General features: G+C 57.4%; 19 protein-coding genes. 12 read left to right on the top strand and 7 right to left on the bottom strand.

Annotated features, from left to right (window positions below; all coding sequences use genetic code 11):
* The first annotated feature begins 3 nt into the window (after nt 1-3).
* The 10 genes from rplO (at nt 4) to bfr (ending at nt 7,223) form a co-directional block, all read left to right on the top strand.
* The gene (gene rplO / locus ACA071_RS28310) at nt 4-441 is read left to right on the top strand and encodes a 50S ribosomal protein L15 (RefSeq protein ID WP_007896782.1); all 438 of its coding nucleotides are present in this window, start codon (nt 4-6) and stop codon (nt 439-441) included.
* A complete protein-coding gene (gene secY, locus ACA071_RS28305; RefSeq protein ID WP_077574735.1) occupies nt 442-1,770 on the top strand; it encodes a preprotein translocase subunit SecY in 1,329 nt (442 codons plus the stop codon).
* 27 nt (nt 1,771-1,797) lie between these two features.
* Nucleotides 1,798-1,914: a 50S ribosomal protein L36 gene (gene rpmJ, locus ACA071_RS28300; protein ID WP_002555468.1), complete on the top strand. Its 117-nt coding sequence runs from the start codon at nt 1,798-1,800 to the stop codon at nt 1,912-1,914.
* 130 nt (nt 1,915-2,044) lie between these two features.
* The gene (rpsM, locus tag ACA071_RS28295) at nt 2,045-2,401 is read left to right on the top strand and encodes a 30S ribosomal protein S13 (protein WP_003186020.1); all 357 of its coding nucleotides are present in this window, start codon (nt 2,045-2,047) and stop codon (nt 2,399-2,401) included.
* Between the two features lie 30 nt (nt 2,402-2,431).
* Nucleotides 2,432-2,821, top strand: coding sequence for a 30S ribosomal protein S11 (gene rpsK, locus ACA071_RS28290; RefSeq protein ID WP_002555466.1), 390 nt, complete (start codon nt 2,432-2,434; stop codon nt 2,819-2,821).
* 18 nt (nt 2,822-2,839) lie between these two features.
* Nucleotides 2,840-3,460, top strand: a complete 621-nt coding sequence (gene rpsD, locus ACA071_RS28285; RefSeq protein WP_003210056.1) for a 30S ribosomal protein S4 — start codon at nt 2,840-2,842, stop codon at nt 3,458-3,460.
* A 22-nt stretch (nt 3,461-3,482) separates the two neighbouring features.
* On the top strand, nt 3,483-4,484 hold the full coding sequence (locus tag ACA071_RS28280) for a DNA-directed RNA polymerase subunit alpha (protein ID WP_003186012.1): 1,002 nt from the start codon (nt 3,483-3,485) through the stop codon (nt 4,482-4,484).
* Nucleotides 4,485-4,526: 42 nt separating this feature from the next.
* Nucleotides 4,527-4,913: a 50S ribosomal protein L17 gene (rplQ, locus tag ACA071_RS28275; RefSeq protein ID WP_007896790.1), complete on the top strand. Its 387-nt coding sequence runs from the start codon at nt 4,527-4,529 to the stop codon at nt 4,911-4,913.
* Nucleotides 4,914-5,154: 241 nt separating this feature from the next.
* Nucleotides 5,155-6,603, top strand: coding sequence for a catalase (locus ACA071_RS28270; protein WP_497642080.1), 1,449 nt, complete (start codon nt 5,155-5,157; stop codon nt 6,601-6,603).
* A 155-nt stretch (nt 6,604-6,758) separates the two neighbouring features.
* Entirely contained in the window at nt 6,759-7,223 is a 465-nt protein-coding gene (gene bfr / locus ACA071_RS28265; protein ID WP_497642079.1) for a bacterioferritin, read from the top strand.
* Between the two features lie 75 nt (nt 7,224-7,298).
* Here bfr and uvrA read toward each other — a convergent pair whose 3' ends face one another.
* On the bottom strand, nt 7,299-10,133 hold the full coding sequence (uvrA, locus tag ACA071_RS28260; RefSeq protein WP_497642078.1) for an excinuclease ABC subunit UvrA: 2,835 nt from the start codon (nt 10,131-10,133) through the stop codon (nt 7,299-7,301).
* Between the two features lie 191 nt (nt 10,134-10,324).
* Between uvrA and ACA071_RS28255 the strand changes: the two genes are divergently transcribed.
* Both ACA071_RS28255 and ACA071_RS28250 read left to right on the top strand, forming a co-directional pair.
* Nucleotides 10,325-11,722, top strand: coding sequence for an MFS transporter (locus ACA071_RS28255; protein WP_497642077.1), 1,398 nt, complete (start codon nt 10,325-10,327; stop codon nt 11,720-11,722).
* Between the two features lie 9 nt (nt 11,723-11,731).
* Nucleotides 11,732-12,265, top strand: coding sequence for a single-stranded DNA-binding protein (locus ACA071_RS28250; RefSeq protein WP_497642076.1), 534 nt, complete (start codon nt 11,732-11,734; stop codon nt 12,263-12,265).
* Between the two features lie 70 nt (nt 12,266-12,335).
* On the opposite strand, the gene ACA071_RS28245 is transcribed toward ACA071_RS28250, so the two are convergent.
* From ACA071_RS28245 to ACA071_RS28220, 6 genes are all read right to left on the bottom strand, one after another.
* Complete coding sequence (locus tag ACA071_RS28245) at nt 12,336-14,540, bottom strand: OsmC domain/YcaO domain-containing protein (RefSeq protein ID WP_497642075.1); 2,205 nt, start codon at nt 14,538-14,540, stop codon at nt 12,336-12,338.
* Between the two features lie 146 nt (nt 14,541-14,686).
* Complete coding sequence (locus ACA071_RS28240) at nt 14,687-15,844, bottom strand: glutathionylspermidine synthase family protein (protein ID WP_497642074.1); 1,158 nt, start codon at nt 15,842-15,844, stop codon at nt 14,687-14,689.
* Between the two features lie 12 nt (nt 15,845-15,856).
* A complete protein-coding gene (locus ACA071_RS28235) occupies nt 15,857-16,588 on the bottom strand; it encodes a DUF1190 domain-containing protein (protein ID WP_497642073.1) in 732 nt (243 codons plus the stop codon).
* Nucleotides 16,589-16,608: 20 nt separating this feature from the next.
* Nucleotides 16,609-17,037, bottom strand: coding sequence for a DUF350 domain-containing protein (locus ACA071_RS28230; protein WP_497642072.1), 429 nt, complete (start codon nt 17,035-17,037; stop codon nt 16,609-16,611).
* Nucleotides 17,038-17,051: 14 nt separating this feature from the next.
* Complete coding sequence (locus ACA071_RS28225) at nt 17,052-17,726, bottom strand: DUF2491 family protein (RefSeq protein ID WP_497642070.1); 675 nt, start codon at nt 17,724-17,726, stop codon at nt 17,052-17,054.
* Nucleotides 17,713-18,747, bottom strand: coding sequence for an ion channel (locus tag ACA071_RS28220; protein ID WP_497642068.1), 1,035 nt, complete (start codon nt 18,745-18,747; stop codon nt 17,713-17,715). The genes ACA071_RS28225 and ACA071_RS28220 overlap by 14 nt, the downstream gene beginning before the upstream one ends.
* Nucleotides 18,748-18,770: the final 23 nt, after the last annotated feature.

Genomic DNA, 18,770 nt, shown 5'->3' with positions numbered 1-18,770 from the left:
TCGATGAAACTCAATGATCTGAGTCCAGCGCCGGGTTCCCGTCGCGAAAAGCATCGTCCGGGCCGTGGTATCGGTAGTGGTTTGGGCAAGACCGGTGGCCGTGGCCACAAAGGTCAGTCCTCCCGCTCCGGTGGCACCATTGCTCCAGGCTTTGAAGGCGGTCAACAGCCGCTGCATCGTCGCCTGCCGAAGTTCGGTTTCGTTTCCCTGAAAGCCATGGATCGCGCAGAAGTGCGTTTGTCCGAGCTGGCCAAAGTGGAAGGCGACATCGTCACCGTGCAGTCCCTGAAAGATGCCAACGTGATTAACGTCAACGTACAGCGTGTGAAAATCATGCTGTCCGGCGAAGTTACTCGCGCTGTCACCATCGGAAAGGGAATCGGCGCCACCAAAGGTGCGCGTGCGGCTATCGAAGCAGCTGGCGGCAAGTTCGAGGAATAAATGGCTAAGCAAGGTGCTCTCTCTGCGCTCGGCAAAGGCGGTATGTCTGAACTCTGGGCTCGTCTGCGTTTTCTGTTCCTGGCGATTATCGTCTACCGAATAGGCGCACACATCCCGGTTCCAGGTATCAACCCGGACCGACTCGCGGACCTGTTTCGACAGAATGAGGGGACCATTCTTAGCTTGTTCAACATGTTTTCCGGCGGCGCGCTGGAGCGGATGAGCATCTTTGCACTGGGGATCATGCCGTACATTTCGGCATCGATTATCATGCAACTGATGACCGCCGTCAGCCCGCAGCTGGAGCAGTTGAAGAAGGAAGGTGAGGCTGGCCGTCGCAAGATCAGCCAGTACACCCGCTACGGCACTGTCATCCTCGCTCTCGTTCAGGCTATTGGCATGTCCATTGGTCTGGCGGGGCAGGGTGTTGCGTTCACTGGTGACTTTGGCTTCCATTTCGTCGCGGTATCCACTTTTGTGGCTGGTGCGATGTTTATGATGTGGCTGGGTGAGCAGATTACTGAGCGTGGTGTTGGCAACGGTATCTCGATGTTGATTTTTTCGGGTATCGTCGCCGGTCTTCCGAGAGCGATCGGGCAGTCTTTCGAGTCTGCACGTCAGGGTGATATCAACATCTTCGCCCTGGTAGCCATCGGTTTGCTGGCAGTAGCGATTATCGGTTTTGTGGTGTTCATTGAGCGTGGTCAGCGTCGTATTGCTGTTCACTACGCCAAGCGTCAGCAGGGCCGCAAGGTTTTTGCTGCGCAGACTAGCCACTTGCCGCTGAAGGTGAACATGGCCGGTGTTATTCCGGCTATTTTCGCGAGCAGCATTTTGCTGTTCCCGGCTTCGTTGGGTGCCTGGTTCGGTCAGTCTGAAGGTATGGGCTGGTTGCAGGACATCTCGCAGTCGATCGCTCCTGGTCAGCCGTTGAATATTCTGCTGTTTAGTGCAGGGATTATTTTCTTCTGCTTCTTCTATACGGCGTTGATGTTCAATCCGAAAGACGTAGCGGAAAACCTGAAGAAGTCCGGTGCCTTTATTCCGGGCATCCGTCCAGGCGAGCAGTCTGCGCGCTACATTGATGGCGTTCTGACTCGTTTGACCATGTTCGGTGCTCTTTACATGACGGCCGTGTGTCTGCTGCCCCAGTTCCTGGTGGTTGCAGCAAACGTACCGTTCTACCTTGGCGGGACCTCGTTGCTGATCGTCGTCGTGGTTGTGATGGACTTCATGTCCCAAGTACAATCGCACCTCGTTTCGCACCAGTACGAATCCCTGATGAAGAAAGCCAACCTGAAGGGTTACGGCAGCGGCATGTTGCGCTGAGTACCCATAAGGTTCGAGGAGTTGGTGATGAAAGTTCGTGCATCGGTGAAAAAGCTGTGCCGTAACTGCAAGATTATTCGCCGCGAAGGTGTTGTTCGAGTAATTTGCAGCGCGGAACCGCGTCACAAACAGCGCCAAGGCTGAGTGTGATTGTGCTTCAAGCCCGGCAGCTAGTGCGCTGCCGGGTTGATTATTTGTTATTACAGCGATATTATCTCGCGCCCTATTTCTTGGCTTCCGGGGCGTAGGTAGCTGTCAATTGGAGTCCCACTGAATGGCCCGTATTGCAGGCGTTAACATTCCAGATAACAAGCATACTGTTATCTCGCTGACCTACATCTATGGTGTTGGTCGCACTACTGCACAGAAGATTTGTGCAGTGACTGGGGTAAACCCAGCCGCAAAGATCAAAGATCTGAGCGACGAGCAGATTGAACAGCTGCGTGGCGAAGTGGCGAAGTTCACCACTGAAGGTGACCTGCGTCGCGAAATCAACATGAAAATCAAGCGTTTGATGGACCTCGGTTGCTATCGCGGTCTGCGTCATCGTCGTGGTCTTCCAGTGCGCGGTCAGCGTACCAAGACTAACGCGCGTACCCGTAAAGGTCCGCGTAAGCCGATCCGCAAGTAATCGCCCCAGCGAATCGACAGGAAATTAATCATGGCTAAACCTGCTGCTCGTCCTCGTAAAAAAGTTAAAAAGACAGTGGTTGATGGCATCGCCCACATCCACGCGTCGTTTAACAACACAATCGTGACCATCACCGACCGTCAAGGCAACGCTCTTTCCTGGGCTACCTCCGGTGGTTCGGGTTTCCGCGGTTCCCGCAAGTCCACCCCGTTTGCTGCTCAAGTAGCTGCTGAACGTGCTGGTCAAGCTGCGCTGGAATACGGTCTGAAAAACCTCGACGTTAACGTCAAAGGTCCAGGCCCAGGTCGTGAATCCGCAGTCCGCGCTTTGAACGGCTGTGGCTACAAGATCGCCAGCATCACCGACGTGACGCCAATCCCGCACAACGGGTGCCGTCCGCCGAAGAAGCGCCGCGTGTAATCCAGGAGATTGTAAAGAATGGCTCGTTACATTGGTCCAAAATGCAAACTCGCTCGTCGTGAAGGCACCGATCTCTTTCTGAAGAGCGGCGTGCGCGCGATCGAATCGAAGTGCAACATTGAAGCAGCACCTGGTATCCACGGCCAACGCCGCGGTCGCCAGTCCGATTACGGCACCCAACTGCGTGAAAAGCAGAAGGTCCGTCGTATTTACGGCGTTCTCGAGCGTCAATTCAGCGGCTACTACAAAGAAGCTGCTGGCAAGAAAGGCGCAACTGGCGAAAACCTGTTGCAGCTGCTCGAATGCCGTCTGGACAACGTTGTATACCGTATGGGTTTTGGCTCTACTCGTGCCGAATCCCGTCAGCTGGTATCGCACAAATCCGTCAGCGTTAACGGTCAAACCGTAAACGTACCGTCGTACCAGGTTCGTGCTGGTGACGTGGTCGCGATTCGCGAGAAAGCAAAGAACCAACTTCGCATTGTCCAAGCTCTCGATCTGTGTGCCCAACGTGGCCGCGTAGAATGGGTAGAAGTAGACACTGAGAAGAAGTCGGGCGTTTTCAAGAACGTTCCTGCTCGCAGTGATCTGTCCGCCGACATCAACGAAAGCCTGATTGTCGAGCTCTACTCCAAGTAAGGGCTAGAAAATAGGTGCATCCATGCAGATTTCGGTAAATGAGTTCCTGACACCCCGCCATATTGATGTGCAGGTTGTCAGTCCAACCCGCGCCAAGATCACTCTCGAGCCTCTCGAGCGTGGTTTTGGCCACACCCTGGGCAACGCGCTGCGACGCATCCTGTTGTCCTCAATGCCCGGCTGTGCAGTAGTCGAGGCCGAGATTGACGGTGTGCTCCACGAGTACAGCGCCATCGAAGGTGTACAGGAAGACGTAATTGAAATCCTGTTGAACCTTAAAGGTCTGGCTATCAAGCTGCACGGCCGTGACGAAGTTACGCTGACCTTGTCGAAGAAGGGTTCGGGGGTGGTTACCGCTGCCGATATTCAGCTGGATCATGATGTCGAGATCGTTAACCCCGATCACGTAATCGCTAACCTGGCGTCTAACGGCGCCCTGAACATGAAGCTCACCGTAGCTCGTGGTCGTGGTTATGAACCGGCAGACTCGCGTCAGAGCGATGAAGACGAAAGCCGCAGCATTGGTCGCTTGCAGCTTGACTCTTCGTTCAGCCCGGTTCGCCGTATCGCATACGTGGTGGAAAACGCCCGTGTCGAGCAGCGTACTAACCTGGACAAGCTGGTTATTGATCTGGAAACCAACGGTACCCTGGATCCTGAAGAGGCTATCCGTCGCGCTGCAACCATCCTGCAACAGCAGTTGGCTGCGTTCGTCGACCTCAAAGGTGACAGTGAGCCAGTGGTTGTCGAGCAGGAAGACGAGATCGATCCGATCCTGCTTCGCCCGGTTGACGATCTGGAACTGACTGTACGTTCGGCTAACTGCCTTAAGGCGGAAAACATCTACTACATCGGTGACCTGATTCAGCGTACCGAAGTAGAGCTGTTGAAGACTCCGAACCTTGGCAAGAAATCCTTGACTGAAATCAAGGACGTTCTGGCCTCCCGCGGTCTGTCCCTCGGCATGCGCCTCGACAACTGGCCGCCTGCAAGTCTTAAGAAGGACGACAAGGCGACTGCCTGATCGTCGTAATCACCGAACGTTGTGTTTGGTAAGGAATGAACCATGCGTCATCGTAAAAGTGGTCGTCACCTGAGCCGCACTAGCTCGCACCGCAAGGCCATGTTTCAAAACATGGCAGTGTCGCTGTTCGAGCACGAGCTGATCAAAACTACACTGCCGAAAGCTAAAGAACTGCGTCGCGTTGCTGAGCCGCTGATCACTTTGGCCAAGACAGACAGCCTGGCTAACCGCCGTCTGGCTTTCGACCGTACTCGTTCGAAAGCTATCGTTGGTAAGCTCTTCAACGACCTGGGCAAGCGTTACGCTACCCGTGAGGGTGGCTACCTGCGCATCCTCAAGTGCGGCTTCCGCACTGGTGACAACGCGCCTATGGCGTACGTTGAGTTGGTTGATCGTCCAGTTGGCGGTGAAGCTGTATCCGCTGAGTAAGACGTCAGTCTGAAACGAAGAACCGGGCCTAGTGCCCGGTTTTTTGTGCCTGTAAGAAACGCGCTGTTTATACAAGCTTCCCTGCGGTTCACGCCGTCATGATGCGAACGGGATTCGTTGGTAGTATTTTTCTATTGATCCCTACAAATTAATGAATTTGTAGCCTTCCTGATCAATGGTCAATACTCCGTCCCAAGCCGATTAGCCGGCAGTTCCAGAACTGACAGAGGAAGAAGATCGCATGAGCCAAAACAAAACGCTTACGACCGCCAGTGGCGCTCCTGTCGCCGACAACCAGAATTCCCGCTCCGCCGGCCCTCGCGGCCCGCTGCTGCTCGACGATTTTCACCTGATCGAGAAGCTTGCCCACTTCAACCGTGAAAACATCCCAGAGCGTCGCGTGCATGCCAAAGGCTCGGGTGCTTACGGCACGTTCACCGTGACCCGCGACATCACCGAGTACACCAGTGCCAAACTGTTCGAGTCCGTCGGTAAACAAACTCCGACATTCCTGCGGTTTTCTACCGTGGGCGGCGAGCGCGGCTCGGCGGATACCGAGCGCGATCCACGGGGCTTCGCCCTCAAGTTCTATACCGAAGAAGGTAACTGGGACATCGTTGGCAACAACACCCCGGTGTTCTTCATTCGTGATCCGCTGAAATTCCCTGACTTTATCCACACGCAAAAGCGCCTGCCGCAAAGCAACCTGAAAAGCGCACAGATGATGTGGGACTTCTGGTCGCACTCTCCAGAAGCGCTGCACCAGGTCACCATTCTGTTTTCGGATCGCGGTATTCCCGACGGTTATCGTCACATGCACGGCTTCGGCAGCCACACCTACAGCTTGATCAACGCCACAGGCGAGCGTCACTGGGTGAAATGGCACTACAAGACCCAGCAGGGGATCAAGAACCTGGCACCGGCAGACGCTGCACGCCTGGCCGGTACCGATCCGGATTACGCTCAGCGCGATCTGTTCGGTGCGATCGAGCGTGGTGACTTCCCGAAATGGCGCGTGTGCATCCAGATCATGACCGAGGCCCAGGCCAATGCGCACTATGAGAACCCATTCGACGTCACCAAAACCTGGTCCCAGAAAGAGTTCCCGCTGATCGAAGTCGGTGAACTGGAACTCAACCGCAATCCGCAGAACTACTTCGCTGAAGTGGAGCAAGCCGCCTTCGGCCCGAGCAACATGGTCCCGGGTGTTGGCCTTTCGCCGGACCGCATGTTGCAAGGTCGTGTGTTCGCTTACGCTGATGCCCACCGTTACCGTGTAGGCACCAACCACCAGCAACTGCCGGTGAATGCGCCGCGCAATCAGGTCAACAGCTATCAGCGTGATGGTTCCATGGCGTTGGGCAGCAACGGTGGCGCTGCACCCAACTACGAGCCGAACAGCTACGTAGAGTCGCCGAAACAGGCGCCGCGTTACGCCGAGCCTGCGCTGGCCTTGAGCGGTGCGGCTGATCGTTATGATCACCGCGAAGATACCGATTACTACAGCCACGCCGGCGCACTGTTTCGCCTGATGAATGATGAGCAGAAAACCCTGCTGATCAACAACATTGCCGGTGCCATGGCCGGGGTTTCCGGCGATGTAGTTGATCGTCAGTTGCAGCACTTCTACAAAGCTGACCCGGCGTACGGAGAAGCAATCGCAAAGGCGTTGGGCGTACAGCTTAACTAAGTCTAAACGATAAGCAGAACCGCCCTCATTTGGGCGGTTTTTGCGTTATTTAAACTACTTTTCTCAGAATATCTTCGCTTTTATCGCGCAACCGGCGTGACCAAACAGTCGGCTTGGTTCAAACTACAGACTTTCAAGCAGGGAGATGTAGGGCGATGCAAGGCCACCCAGACGTAATCGATTACCTCAACACGTTGCTGACCGGCGAGCTGGCCGCACGTGATCAATATTTCGTTCATTCGCGGATGTATGAGGACTGGGGTTTCACCGAGCTCTACGAACGTATCAACCACGAGATGGAAGAAGAGGCGCAGCACGCTGACGCCCTGATGCGTCGCATCCTGATGCTCGAAGGCACGCCACGCATGCGTCCGGACGACCTGGATGTGGGCACCACAGTGCCTGACATGCTCGCTGCCGACCTGCGACTGGAATACAAAGTCCGCGCCGCACTCTGCAAGGGCATCGAGCTCTGCGAGCTGCACAAAGACTACGTCAGCCGTGAGATCCTGCGTATTCAACTGGCCGACACTGAAGAGGATCACACCTACTGGCTGGAGAAGCAGTTGGGTCTGATCAAGTTGATCGGTCTGGAAAATTACCTGCAATCGCAGTGCTGATTCCCGGATAAAAACGCGGATACAAAAAAGCCCCTGTCACTGATGAAGTGACAGGGGCTTTTTCATGGGCCTTGATCAGGCCTTGTCGCGAGCCAGCAGCGGCTTGAGGTAGAAGCCGGTGTGAGATTGCTTCATCTCCGACACTTCCTCCGGCGTACCGACGGCAATGATCTGCCCGCCTTTGGAGCCACCTTCCGGCCCAAGGTCCACCAACCAGTCGGCGGTCTTGATCACGTCCAGGTTGTGTTCGATCACCACCACGGTGTTGCCGTGGTCACGCAAGCGATGCAGTACGTCGAGCAATTGCTGGATATCCGCGAAGTGCAGGCCGGTAGTCGGCTCGTCGAGGATATACAGGGTCTTGCCGGTATCGCGCTTGGACAGCTCACGGGACAATTTCACCCGCTGGGCTTCACCGCCAGACAACGTCGTAGCCGACTGCCCGAGCTTGATGTACGACAGGCCGACGTCCATCAGCGTCTGCAGCTTGCGCGCCAGCGCTGGCACCGCGTCGAAGAACACTCGCGCTTCCTCGATGGTCATCTCGAGGGTTTCGTGGATGTTCTTGCCCTTGTACTTGATCTCCAGGGTTTCGCGGTTGTAACGCTTGCTCTTGCAGACGTCGCACGGGACATAGATGTCTGGCAGGAAGTGCATTTCCACCTTGATCAGGCCATCGCCCTGACAAGCTTCGCAGCGTCCGCCCTTCACGTTGAAGGAAAAACGCCCCGGGCCGTAACCACGGGAGCGAGACTCGGGCACGCCAGCGAACAATTCACGAATCGGCGTGAACAACCCGGTGTAAGTCGCCGGGTTGGAGCGTGGTGTACGACCGATCGGGCTCTGGTCGATGTCTACAACTTTGTCCAGGTGCTCAAGGCCCTTGATGCTGTCGTGAGCGGCAGCTTCAAGCGTCGTCGCGCCATTGAGTGCCGTAGCGCTCAACGGGAACAGGGTGTTGTTGATCAGCGTCGATTTGCCGGAGCCGGACACGCCAGTCACACACGTCAGCAGACCCAGCGGAATCTCCAGATCGACATTGCGCAGGTTGTTGCCACGAGCACCCTTAAGCGACAGAGTCAGCTTCTTGTTACGCGGGGTGCGCTTGGCCGGCACTGCGATCTTCACGCGGCCCGACAGGTACTTCCCAGTCAGCGAGTCCGGGTGCGCCATGACTTCGGCCGGAGTGCCTTCCGCGACGATATGCCCGCCGTGCACGCCGGCGCCAGGGCCGATGTCCACAACATAGTCCGCCAGACGAATCGCATCTTCGTCGTGCTCGACCACAATTACGGTGTTGCCGATGTCTCGCAGGTGCTTGAGCGTGCCAAGCAACCGATCGTTGTCCCGCTGGTGCAAGCCAATCGACGGTTCATCGAGGATATACAAAACCCCCACCAAACCTGCGCCGATCTGACTGGCCAAGCGAATACGCTGAGCCTCACCGCCAGACAACGTGTCGGCACTGCGATCCAGTGACAGATAGTCGAGACCGACGTTAACCAGGAACTGCAGACGCTCACGGATTTCCTTGAGAATCTTGTCGGCAATTTCGCCACGACGGCCGGTGAGTTTCAGCACGCCGAAATACTCACACGCATCGCCAATCGGCAGATTGGTCACCGCCGGCAAGGTCTTCTCGCCGACCCACACGTGCCGCGCCTCGCGACGCAGACGCGTGCCACGGCAATCCGGGCAAGGCTGGGTGCTGAGGAACTTGGCCAGTTCTTCACGGACCGAGGCGGACTCGGTTTCGCGGTAGCGGCGTTCCAGGTTCGGCACGATGCCTTCGAACGGGTGCGAGCGTTTAACGATGTCGCCACGGTCGTTCAGGTATTTAAAGTCGACATTCTGCGAACCGCTGCCGTGCAGGATGAACTTCTGCTGATCGGCCGGCAGGTCGTTGAACGGTACTTCCAGGCTGAACTTGTAGTGGGACGCCAGTGACCCGAGCATCTGGAAGTAATAGACGTTGCGCCTGTCCCAGCCGCGAATCGCGCCTTCGGCCAGGGTCAGTTCACCGTTTACCAGTCGCTTGATGTCGAAGAACTGCTTAACGCCCAGGCCATCGCAAGTCGGGCAGGCGCCGGCCGGGTTGTTGAAGGAGAACAGCTTGGGTTCCAGTTCGCTGATCGCGTGGCCACAAATTGGACAGGCGAAGCGTGCAGAGAAGATGATTTCTTCGCCAGGCTCGTCGTCCATCGGCGCCACCAGGGCGATACCGTCTGCCAGCTTCAGCGCAGTCTCGAACGACTCGGCCAGACGCTGTTGCAAGTCAGCACGGACCTTGAAACGGTCGACCACGACATCGATCGAATGCTTCTTCTGTTTATCCAGCTTCGGCAACTCGTCCAGCTCGCAGAGCCGGCCGTTGACCCGCGCACGCACAAACCCCTGGGCGCGCAGTTCTTCGAAAACCGACAGATGTTCGCCTTTGCGCTCGCGAATCACCGGCGCCAGCAGCATCAATTTGCTGCCTTCCGGCTGAGCAAGGACCAGGTCGACCATCTGGCTGACGGTCTGGGCTTCCAGCGGAATATCGTGATCCGGGCAGCGCGGAATACCCACGCGAGCGTAAAGCAGGCGCAAGTAGTCGTAGATTTCGGTGATGGTGCCGACCGTCGAGCGCGGGTTATGCGAGGTCGACTTCTGTTCGATGGAGATCGCCGGCGACAGGCCTTCGATGGTGTCGACGTCAGGCTTTTCCATCATCGACAGGAATTGCCGGGCGTAGGCCGACAGCGATTCGACATAGCGGCGCTGGCCTTCGGCGTACAGCGTGTCGAATGCCAGGGACGACTTGCCGGATCCGGACAGGCCGGTGATGACGATCAGTTTGTCCCGTGGCAGGGTCAGGTCGATGTTCTTCAGGTTGTGGGTTCGGGCCCCACGAATCAGGATCTTGTCCAAAGTGGCCTCGCTCGGCGGGCGTCGAAAACGTAGGAGTATACGGCCAAATACTGGATGGATGCACACTATCAAATGCGGGTCGCGCAGGCTTACATGAAGACTGCGTCATCTATGCGCGTCATAGCGTCGCGATATACCCCGTCAATCGATGGGACTGGTAGAATCGCCGCCGGTTCACATGAGGTTTTTCCATGCACGATCCCCACAGCGAACGCATGAGTGGCAGCGAGACTCGCGCAGCCAGCGGTCTGGCCCTGGTGTTCGCCTTCCGTATGCTTGGCATGTTTATGGTGTTGCCGGTACTGGCGACCTATGGCATGGACCTGGCGGGAGCGACCCCGGCCCTGATCGGGCTGGCGATTGGCGCTTACGGCCTGACCCAGGCGCTGTTCCAGATTCCGTTCGGTTTCATTTCCGACCGTATCGGTCGACGCCCGGTAATTTACCTGGGGCTGATCGTTTTCGCCCTCGGCAGCGTGCTGGCAGCCAATGCCGATTCGATCTGGGGCGTCATCGCCGGGCGCGTCCTGCAAGGCGCCGGGGCGATTTCCGCAGCGGTCATGGCGTTGCTGTCGGACCTGACCCGGGAACAGCATCGGACCAAAGCCATGGCCATGATCGGGATGACGATCGGTCTGTCGTTCGCCGTGGCCATGGTGGTCGGCCCCTTGCTGACCCGTGCCTTCGGCCTGTCCGGGCTGTTCCTGGCGACGGGCGGAATGGCACTGTTCGGCATCGTCATCGTGATGTTCATGGTGCCGCGCGCCACCGGGCCGTTGCAGCACCGCGAATCCGGCGTTGCGCGCCAGGCGCTGATCCCGACGCTCAAGCACCCGGACCTGCTGCGCCTGGACCTCGGCATTTTTGTGTTACATGCGATGTTGATGTCGAGCTTCGTTGCATTGCCCCTGGCCCTGGTCGAAAAAGCCGGGCTGCCTAAAGAGCAGCACTGGTGGGTCTACCTGACCGCATTGCTGATTTCCTTCTTCGCCATGATCCCGTTCATCATCTACGGCGAGAAGAAACGCAAAATGAAACGAGTTTTATTGGGCGCCGTCGCGACGCTGATGCTCACTGAGCTATTCTTCTGGCAGTTCGGTGACAGCTTGCGGGCTCTGGTGATCGGGACGGTGGTGTTCTTTACCGCGTTCAATCTGCTGGAAGCTTCCTTGCCATCGCTGATCAGCAAGGTTTCACCGGCGGGCGGCAAAGGCACGGCAATGGGGGTTTACTCCACCAGTCAGTTCCTCGGTTCGGCGCTGGGCGGGATCCTCGGCGGCTGGATGTTCCAGCATGGCGGTTTGTCGGTTGTCTTCCTCGGATGCGCCGGCCTGGCTGCCCTCTGGTTGGCCTTTGCTGTTACCATGCGCGAACCACCTTACGTGACGAGCTTGCGCTTGCCGCTGTCGCCCGAGGCGATCCGCGAAGCGGGTCTGGTCGAGCGCCTGAAGGCCGTCGTAGGGGTAACAGATGCAGTGGTCGTCGCAGACGAAGCGGCGATTTACATCAAATTGGACACAGAACTATTGGATCGCACGACCCTTGAGCGCCTGGTGAACAACCCGGCCGAGGCAGCGTGCGTAGCCTAGGAGAACGTTATGGCCCGTGGGGTTAACAAAGTCATATTGGTCGGCACTTGCGGCCAGGATCCCGAAGTTCGCTACTTGCCTAACGGTAACGCCGTGACCAACCTGAGTCTGGCGACCAGCGAACAGTGGACCGACAAGCAAACCGGTCAGAAGGTCGAAAAGACCGAATGGCACCGTGTGTCGATGTTCGGCAAGGTTGCCGAGATCGCCGGCGAGTACCTGCGTAAAGGTTCGCAGGTCTACATCGAAGGCAAGCTGCAAACCCGCGAGTGGGAAAAAGACGGTATCAAGCGTTACACCACTGAAATCGTGGTCGACATGCAAGGCACCATGCAACTGCTGGGCGGCCGTCCACAACAGGGCGACCAACAAGGAGGGGGCAATAACTACCAGCAGTCCGCTCCAGCCCCACGCCAGCAGCAGGCTCCGCGCCCGCAGCAGTCGTCGGCACCGCAACAGTCGCGCCAGGCGCCAGCTCCACAGCAGGCAGCGCCGCAACCGGCTCCGGATTTCGACAGTTTTGATGACGATATCCCGTTCTGATCCGCAGCTTTTTCAGAACCGTAAACAAAAAAAGCGAAGCCATATGGCTTCGCTTTTTTGTGGGCGTTGTTTAACGGGATAAAGCGGTCACATTGGCCCGTGCCGAGTGCAGTTTCTTGTAGCTCTCGATCAACCGCAGGTGCCGGTCGAGCCCCTCCAGTTTCATGCTGGTCGGCGTCAAGCCATAGAAGCGTACGCTGCCGTCCACCGAGCCGATCGCGGCATCCGTGCGCTCAGTGCCAAACATCCGGCGGAAATTGGCCTCGTAGTCTTCCAGTTCCAGGTCTTCGTCCAGTTTCATCTCCAGCACCACATTGACGGCTTGGTAGAACAAACCGCGCTCAACCGTGTTGTCGTTGTACTGCAGGAACATTTCTACTGCCTCTTTCGCCTCTTCAAATTGCTGCAAGGCGAGATAAATCAGTAGCTTCAATTCCAGGATGGTCAGCTGACCCCAAGCCGTATTGTCATCAAATTCGATGCCGATCAAGCTGGCGATGTCGGTGTAGTCGTCCAGCTCACTTTCCACCAGACGCTCAACCAGCGCTTGCAGTTCTTCTTCGTCCAGGCGATGCAGGTTCAGGATATCGGCGCGGAAGAACAGTGCTTTGTTGGTGTTATCCCAGATCAGATCGTCCGCAGGATAGATTTCCGAATAGTCCGGCACCAGGATGCGGCACGCCGTTGCGCCGATATGCTCGTAGACCGCCATGTACGATTCTTTGCCCATGCCTTTAAGAATGCCGAACAAGGTTGCGGCTTCCTCGGCATTCGAGTTTTCACCCTGGCCGGAGAAGTCCCACTCCACGAATTCGTAATCCGACTTGGCACTGAAGAAGCGCCACGACACCACGCCGCTGGAGTCGATAAAGTGCTCGACGAAGTTATTCGGCTCGGTCACCGCGTGGCCTTCAAACGTCGGCTGGGGCAGGTCGTTGAGGCCTTCGAAGCTGCGGCCCTGCAACAATTCGGTGAGGCTGCGTTCCAGCGCCACTTCCAGGCTCGGGTGCGCGCCGAACGAGGCGAACACACCGCCAGTGCGCGGGTTCATCAACGTGACGCACATCACCGGGAACTCACCGCCCAGGGAAGCATCCTTCACCAACACCGGGAACCCTTGTTCTTCCAGCGCCTGAATACCGGCCAGGATCCCGGGGTACTTCGCCAGCACATCAGCCGGTACATCCGGCAGTGCAAATTCGCCTTCGATGATTTCGCGTTTGACCGCGCGCTCGAAGATTTCCGACAGGCATTGCACCTGGGCTTCGGCCAGCGTGTTGCCGGCACTCATGCCGTTGCTCAGGAACAGGTTTTCGATCAGGTTGGACGGGAAGTACACCACCTCGCCGTCCGACTGGCGCACGTACGGCAGCGAGCAGATGCCGCGTTCTTCGTTACCGGAGTTGGTATCGATCAGGTGGGAACCACGCAGCTCGCCCTCGCGGTTATAAATTTTCAGGCAGTACTCGTCGAGAATTTCGCTCGGCAGTGCATCTTTGCGGCCAGGCTTGAACCAGCGTTCGTCCGGGTAGTGCACAAACGCCGCATGGGCGATGTCTTCGCCCCAGAACTGGTCGTTGTAGAAGAAGTTGCAGTTGAGTCGTTCGATAAACTCGCCCAACGCCGACGCCAGCGCGCCTTCCTTGGTTGCGCCCTTGCCATTGGTAAAACACATCGGCGAGTGCGCATCGCGGATGTGCAGCGACCACACATTGGGAACGATGTTGCGCCACGAAGCGATTTCAATCTTCATGCCCAGGTCAGCCAGAATGGCGGACATATTGGCGATGGTCTGCTCCAGCGGCAGGTCCTTGCCGGCAATAAAAGTGCTCGCCTCTGAACTGGAAGCCGGCATCAACAATGCCTGGGCATCGGCGTCGAGGTTTTCCACTTCTTCGATCACAAACTCAGGCCCGGCTTGCACCACTTTTTTCACGGTGCAGCGGTCGATGGAACGCAGGATGCCCTGGCGGTCCTTGTCGGAGATATCCGCCGGCAACTCGACCTGAATCTTGAAAATCTGGTTGTAGCGGTTTTCCGGATCAACAATGTTGTTCTGCGACAGGCGGATGTTCTCGGTAGGAATACTGCGAGTGTCGCAATACAACTTCACGAAATAAGCCGCACACAAAGCTGATGAAGCCAGAAAGTAATCGAACGGGCCAGGTGCCGAGCCATCGCCCTTGTAGCGGATAGGTTGATCGGCCACCACCGTGAAGTCATCGAACTTTGCTTCAAGCCGAAGGTTGTCGAGAAAGTTGACCTTGATTTCCATGGGGGATTACCAGAATAACGGGATAGACGAATTGGCCGCCATTATCCGGCTTTTCAGTCGTAAGTCTCGTCCTGTGCCTGGTTTACACCCGTTTCACCCTAAAGCCCGATGCACGGCACCGGGCGTTTTTTTGGGCAGTGGATCGGTCAATCGAGGATCAGATGCGGCAAAAACCGGCTCGAATCCTTGGTGATCAAGCTGTTGTCTTCCCGCACACCGATGCCGGCCGCTTGGTCGCCAATCACCCAGGAGCCCACCAGCGTGAAGCTGTCGCCAAACTGAGGCAATGGGGCAAATTCCTGAAGGATAAACGGCGCATCCGTGTAGGGACCGTCTTCTTTCACGATCAGACCGTCGGCAGTTTGCAACTCGATGTTGGCGCCTTCCCGGGAGAAGTAGGGTTTGCGCACCCAACCTTTCGGCACGGCTTTATTCGGGTCGGTATCGACGTGCGCCGCGAGCAGGTTCGGGTGACCTTTGTTGAACTCCCACAACAGCGGCAGGATGCCTTTGTTGGAGATGATCGATTTCCAGGCCGGTTCGAAAAACTGCGTATCGCTCTGGGCGATTGCAGCACCAAACGGTTCGTGGAAGATGAACTCCCAGGCATGCAACTTGAACAGGTGCGGAATCCAGTGATCTTCGAGGTCGACGAAACGCCCGTCACTGGTGAGGCCGATGTCTTCAAGGTCGATGTGGCGTGATTCGATGCCGACCTTTTCCGCGATCAGCCGCAGGTAGTCCGTGGTGCCTTTGTCTTCGACCGAGCCTTTCATCGAGGCGAAATAGAACGGCTGCTTGAGTTGCAGTTGCGCAAAGGCCTGATGCAGCTTGGTGTCGATGCTGTTGAACTGGTCGGCGTGCTTGGGCAGCAGGCCGCGTTCGATGCATTGCTCCAGCCAGCCCCACTGAAACGCCGCCGCTTCATACAGGCTGGTCGGCGTGTCGTAGTTCAGTTCCAGCAACTTGGCCGGGCCGCTGCCGTTATAGGAAAAATCCATGCGCCCGTACAAATGCGGGTGGCCTTCGAGCCATGAAGTGCGGACCAGGTCGAAGAACGGCGCCGGAATGCTCAGGCGCTCCAGCAACTCCTCGCTTTGCACCACGCGGGCCACCATGTCCATGCACATTTCATGGAGCTCGGTGGTCGGGTCTTCCAGATCGTTCTCGATCTGCTTGAGCGTGAACTGGTAATACGCGCTCTCGTCCCAGTAGGGTTCGTCGTCGATGGTATGGAACATAAAACCGAGGCTTTCGGCGGTCTGTTTCCAGTCATAACGTTCTGCGCAGAGGATTTTCTTCATGGCCCTGTTCCCTTAGCTGCTCGAACCGCCAGAACCCTTGCTCGATCCGCCCCAGCCACTGCGTGCACTGGCCTGGCTGCCGAAGCCGCCGCGGGAAGTGGAGGAGGCGACAGACACCGGTTTGCTGCGAGTGATGGTGTCGGTGTAACTGCTACTGCTGCCGTACCGCGCCTGATTGGACCTGTTAAAGGTCGAACCGCTCGAGACCCGCTGGCTGAGTGTTGAGTTCGAGTAGCTGCCACGATCATCGCGGTAGCGGTAGACCGGCTCCGAGTAGTAGCTGTTGCGGTTGCTGCTGAGCATGTTGCCGATCAGCAATCCGGTCAGCAGGCTGCTGCCGGAGAACCCGGAACCACTGGCGGCGCTCGCTTCCGACGCCGGCAGTTTAGCCTTGGCCGCGTCTACTTCGGATTGCGTCACTTCGCCATCGGCGCTGAGTTCGAAACCGCCGAGCTTGGGGATGAACTTGCCGGCGGAATCCTGTTGGCACCAGTCGGCGACAAAGTCGGCATCGCAATCGGCCTTGTTGTCGTACACCGGCGCAATGCTTCGATGCTGGGTCATGGCCTTCATGTAGGCGTCAGAACAGATGTCGACCGGGAGCTTTTCATCGGCGCACTGCTGAACGGACTGGAAGTTGTACTTCTTGTGTATCTCGTAGGTTTGTTCCGTTGGCCCGCAGCCTGAGATCGCCATGGCCACCGACGCGGCCAGCGAGAGCTGAACGTACTTGCTTCGTTTCATCACAATCTCCGTTTGCGCGATCAGTTCTGGGACGGGGTCATGCACGCGGCGTTTAGCATGCCGACGCTGATGGCCACGGCTGCCACGTAGATGCCGGCAGCGATTTCACCATTGCGGATGCGCTCGGAAGTGCCCTTGAGTACCAGGCTGGTCATCAGGAATGCCAGCAACTGGACGAAGGCGGCGATGACTGCCCAGACCACGAAATCGAGGATGCTGATCGAGTAGGCAATCACGTTACTGGCCGGAATGGCGAAGCCGATGATCGCGCCACCCAAGGCAATCGCGGCCGCGACGTTGCCCGCGCGGATCAGTTCGAACTCTTTGTGCGGGGTAATGCGGGTATAGATGAACTGGAACAGCGCGAATATCACGGCAGCGCCGATGATATAGGTGACAAACCCAAGCACGGCGGGCTTGTTCAGGGAGATAGAGAGCGCTTCAAGCATGGAATTCTTCCTTTTTAAAGAGAGTTCAGGTCGGATGTGTACAGCGAAATGCCCAGCGATGTGCTCAAGCTGATGGTGCCTTCGGCGTCCTCTTCGACGGAAAACAGCAGGAACTCCCGTCGATCGGTCAGGCCGGTTTCGCGGGCGTACAGCATTGAACGGTGCTCGATGGTGTAGGACTCATTCGGATTTTTCAGGTGTTCGCTCAGGGCTACCAGCTCTGTTTGTCCGTTTTCGGTGCCCCATTCGCGGGTGAATTCGACGCCCTTATGGGCGTAGAACGGTAGCCCGATCAGGCTTTGCGGGCCGGCCAGACGACTCAACTCCGCTTCACTGTTGATGGTCACGTAGGTGAGGTAGTTGAACAGGATGACCGACTCGACCTGCCCGGCGACGTCGCCGGTGGTGTGCACTTGCAACCAGTAGTCTTCATCGTTCATGTAATAACGCGACAGCCAGTTCGACTGCCCGAGATCGACAGTGCCGACGCACCAGATCTGCTGGGAGTCGGGGATGGTCACGGCGGTTTTTTCGTCGAGCAGCAATTTAAGCATGCTGTCGAACATCACGCCTTTGCCCAGCGCCAGGCCCAGCGGGCCGACCACTTGCTGGCTGTCATTGGCTGTCCACGTCGAGTCCGCTTTCGGGGCCGGGGCCTCAAGCCCCATCAACTGTTTAAACCATCCCATTGGAGATTTCCTTGAGGCGAGTGGAGGCGATATAGAAGAGTTCACCGCCCTCAATGCGCGTGGCGTTGGGCGGATTGATCGACGGCTGCTGAGCACCCTTGGCGCGATAGCCGATAAGGGTCGCGTTGTGGTGTTCTTTCATTCGTGCATACAGCTCGCCGAATGTTGCCACATAGTCCTGCGGCAGTTTCATCAAGTATTGAGTGGCGCCCTGGCCCACGCACAACAACTCGTTGATGACCACGGACGAGCCTGGATCCTGAGACGCGCGCACCAGCATCTCGATGGCCATGCTCGACGTGCATTCCAGGCTGGGCGCGTAAGAGCTGGCGAGCGCAGCGATTTCGCTCTCATTGAAGTGCGCCACCACATGTCCGACCGGGCCCAGTTGATTGACCGCCAGCACGGTGGCCAAGGTCAGGTCGTCGGAATGGGTGCGCACCAGCACGCGTTCGGCGCCGGGCACGCCGGCCCGCACTAATAGCGCGCTGGAGGACAGGCTTTCACCTTTGATGAAGGCGGCTTTGCCCGGCATGGGGTTTTCTTCGAGGTCGCAATCGCAAATGACGATCAGGTTGTCGTTGGAGGTTTCATCCTCCAGCAGCAACTCGATGACCCGCTCGCTGGACGAACCCTCCCAGCCAATGAGCACCGTATGGCCGGACTTGCCGGTGAAATCGCCTTTGCCCTTCATGCCTTTTCTCCATACATCGATGACGCTGCTGGTGGTTTTGCCGATGGCTGCCGTCAGCAGCGCAATGCCGCCGAGCATGATCCAGGTGGCCACGAACACGCGTCCCGCCGCTGTTTGTGGCGCGAGATCGCCGTAGCCGACCGTCAGCGTGGTGGTGAGATAGAAGTAGGTAAACGTAGCGGGGGCGGTGAGGTGTTGCTCGCCCAGAAGCACCAGGCCGATATAAGCCGTGCTCATGTGTATGCCCAAGGCAATCGCCAGTCCTGCCCAGCCGAAGCGGTGGAAGAAGGTCGCGGCATACACGCGTAACAAAAGAAAAATCGACATGGCGTCCCTGACTCCGTGGGAAG

It is taken from the genome of Pseudomonas sp. LBUM1646, assembly GCF_059716165.1.
The sequence above is the reverse complement of the archived record's forward strand: the minus strand, read 5'-3'. Positions and strand labels throughout refer to the sequence as shown.

What these genes read in the sequence shown, in the direction of transcription:
- rpsD (WP_003210056.1), top strand. Translation starts at nt 2,840, where the DNA reads ATGGCTCGTTACATTGGTCCAAAATGCAAACTCGCTCGTCGTGAAGGC.
- rpsM (WP_003186020.1), top strand. Translation starts at nt 2,045, where the DNA reads ATGGCCCGTATTGCAGGCGTTAACATTCCAGATAACAAGCATACTGTT.
- secY (WP_077574735.1), top strand. Translation starts at nt 442, where the DNA reads ATGGCTAAGCAAGGTGCTCTCTCTGCGCTCGGCAAAGGCGGTATGTCT.
- ACA071_RS28280 (WP_003186012.1), top strand. Translation starts at nt 3,483, where the DNA reads ATGCAGATTTCGGTAAATGAGTTCCTGACACCCCGCCATATTGATGTG.
- ACA071_RS28225 (WP_497642070.1), bottom strand. Translation starts at nt 17,726, where the DNA reads ATGGGATGGTTTAAACAGTTGATGGGGCTTGAGGCCCCGGCCCCGAAA.
- ACA071_RS28255 (WP_497642077.1), top strand. Translation starts at nt 10,325, where the DNA reads ATGCACGATCCCCACAGCGAACGCATGAGTGGCAGCGAGACTCGCGCA.
- ACA071_RS28220 (WP_497642068.1), bottom strand. Translation starts at nt 18,747, where the DNA reads ATGTCGATTTTTCTTTTGTTACGCGTGTATGCCGCGACCTTCTTCCAC.
- ACA071_RS28270 (WP_497642080.1), top strand. Translation starts at nt 5,155, where the DNA reads ATGAGCCAAAACAAAACGCTTACGACCGCCAGTGGCGCTCCTGTCGCC.
- rplO (WP_007896782.1), top strand. Translation starts at nt 4, where the DNA reads ATGAAACTCAATGATCTGAGTCCAGCGCCGGGTTCCCGTCGCGAAAAG.
- ACA071_RS28230 (WP_497642072.1), bottom strand. Translation starts at nt 17,037, where the DNA reads ATGCTTGAAGCGCTCTCTATCTCCCTGAACAAGCCCGCCGTGCTTGGG.
- ACA071_RS28245 (WP_497642075.1), bottom strand. Translation starts at nt 14,540, where the DNA reads ATGGAAATCAAGGTCAACTTTCTCGACAACCTTCGGCTTGAAGCAAAG.
- rpmJ (WP_002555468.1), top strand. Translation starts at nt 1,798, where the DNA reads ATGAAAGTTCGTGCATCGGTGAAAAAGCTGTGCCGTAACTGCAAGATT.
- ACA071_RS28250 (WP_497642076.1), top strand. Translation starts at nt 11,732, where the DNA reads ATGGCCCGTGGGGTTAACAAAGTCATATTGGTCGGCACTTGCGGCCAG.
- rplQ (WP_007896790.1), top strand. Translation starts at nt 4,527, where the DNA reads ATGCGTCATCGTAAAAGTGGTCGTCACCTGAGCCGCACTAGCTCGCAC.
- bfr (WP_497642079.1), top strand. Translation starts at nt 6,759, where the DNA reads ATGCAAGGCCACCCAGACGTAATCGATTACCTCAACACGTTGCTGACC.
- rpsK (WP_002555466.1), top strand. Translation starts at nt 2,432, where the DNA reads ATGGCTAAACCTGCTGCTCGTCCTCGTAAAAAAGTTAAAAAGACAGTG.
- ACA071_RS28235 (WP_497642073.1), bottom strand. Translation starts at nt 16,588, where the DNA reads ATGAAACGAAGCAAGTACGTTCAGCTCTCGCTGGCCGCGTCGGTGGCC.
- ACA071_RS28240 (WP_497642074.1), bottom strand. Translation starts at nt 15,844, where the DNA reads ATGAAGAAAATCCTCTGCGCAGAACGTTATGACTGGAAACAGACCGCC.